This is a genomic window from Pseudomonas sp. BS-2016 (assembly GCF_001806145.1).
In the GTDB taxonomy this organism is placed as follows: domain Bacteria; phylum Pseudomonadota; class Gammaproteobacteria; order Pseudomonadales; family Pseudomonadaceae; genus Aquipseudomonas; species Aquipseudomonas lundensis.
This window is the reverse complement of record NZ_MLCT01000206.1, coordinates 1-1689: the sequence shown is the minus strand read 5'-3', so window position 1 is coordinate 1689 and position 1689 is coordinate 1. Positions and strand designations below refer to the sequence as shown.

General features: G+C 63.0%; 1 pseudogene. It reads right to left on the bottom strand.

Features of this window, described 5'->3' with window-relative positions:
• Positions 1-1689, bottom strand: a pseudogene (gene mdoH, locus BKD70_RS23825) (glucans biosynthesis glucosyltransferase MdoH); the annotation flags it as partial.

Sequence of the window (1689 nt, the reverse complement as noted above, 5' to 3'; positions counted from 1 at the left end):
AGGACCAACGTTTGAAACACCCCCGAAGTGAGCCTTCGGGGGTGCCTGAATCAGGCCGGTTGGGCCTGGGACGACTGTGGTTGCAGGGGCAGCAACGGCGCGTGCGGATCGGCCTTGATCGAGGCACGCCAAGCGCCTAGCCACTCGACGTGGCCTTCGCTCCACACCTGCTCATGCAGGCGAGCCAGGGCCACCGGGTCGCTGAGCAAGGCCAGGCGTTCGCTGTTGTTGAGGCCGGCCGGGCCGACTTTCAACGCGTGGCGAACCCGTTCCATGCGCAGGTATTCGATGGGCTCGGCCTCACGGTGCCGCGAGGTCGCCAAGGCGCAGGCCAAGGCGTTCTGCTGTGGGTCTACCACCGAACGCACAAAGCCGTCGTTGAGGGCGTGCCAACGGTTTTCGTGGGTGTACTTCTCGGTCGACAGCAAGGCTTGCGGCGGGTTGTATTCCTCAGGGATCAGGAACAGGCTCTCGTCGCGGGACTTGAGGCCCAGCTTGACCCGGCTGGAAATCACCGACACCGGGATCGACAGCATCAGCGAGCCGACAATCGGCACCAGCCACCACAGGAAGCTCGGGTTCAGCCACACCACCAGCAGCGCCCACAGGAAGCCCAGCACGGTTTGCGGACCGTGGCGCTTGACCGCTTCGCTCCATGGCGTGGAGTCATCGTCACGTTGCGGCGAGTTCCAGGTTGCGGCCCAGCCGAGGAAGGCGGCGAGGACGAAACGGGTGTGGAAGATCATCCGCACTGGCGCCAGCAGCATGGAGAACAACATCTCCAGCAGCATCGACAGGGTCACCTTGAACTTGCCACCGAACTCTTTGGCGCCCTTGGCCCAGATCAAGATGATGCTGAGCAGTTTAGGCAGGAACAACAGCACGATGGTGGTGGAGAACAGCGCCACCGCCTTGTCCGGGTGCCATTGTGGCCACAGCGGGTACAACTGGCGCGGCGCCATGAAGTATTGCGGTTCCATCAGGGTGTTCACCGCCAGCAAGGCCGTGGACAACACCAGGAAGAAGAACCACAACGGCGCCGACAGGTAGGACATCACGCCGGTGAGGAACACCGCACGGTGCACCGGGTGCATGCCTTTGACCAGGAACAGGCGGAAGTTCATCAGGTTACCGTGGCACCAGCGACGGTCACGCTTGAGTTCGTCCAGCAGGTTCGGCGGCAGTTCTTCGTAGCTGCCCGGCAGGTCGTACGCAATCCACACGCCCCAGCCGGCACGGCGCATCAGCGCGGCTTCAACGAAGTCGTGGGAGAGGATCGCACCGGCAAACGCGCCTTTACCGGGCAGCGGCGCCAGGGCGCAGTGCTCGATAAACGGCTTCATACGGATAATGGCGTTGTGGCCCCAGTAGTGGGATTCACCCAACTGCCAGAAGTGCAGGCCGGCGGTAAACAACGGGCCATAGACGCGAGTGGCGAACTGCTGCATACGCGCATACAGGGTGTCCATGCCCGACGCACGCGGCGCGGTCTGGATAATCCCGGCATCCGGCGTGGCTTCCATCAGGCGCACCAGGCTGGTCAGGCACTCGCCGCTCATCACAGAGTCAGCGTCAAGAACGACCATGTACTTGTAGTCACCGCCCCAACGACGGCAGAAGTCGTCGAGGTTGCCGCTCTTGCGCTTTACGCGACGGCGACGACGGCGATAGAAGATCTTGCCGAAACCA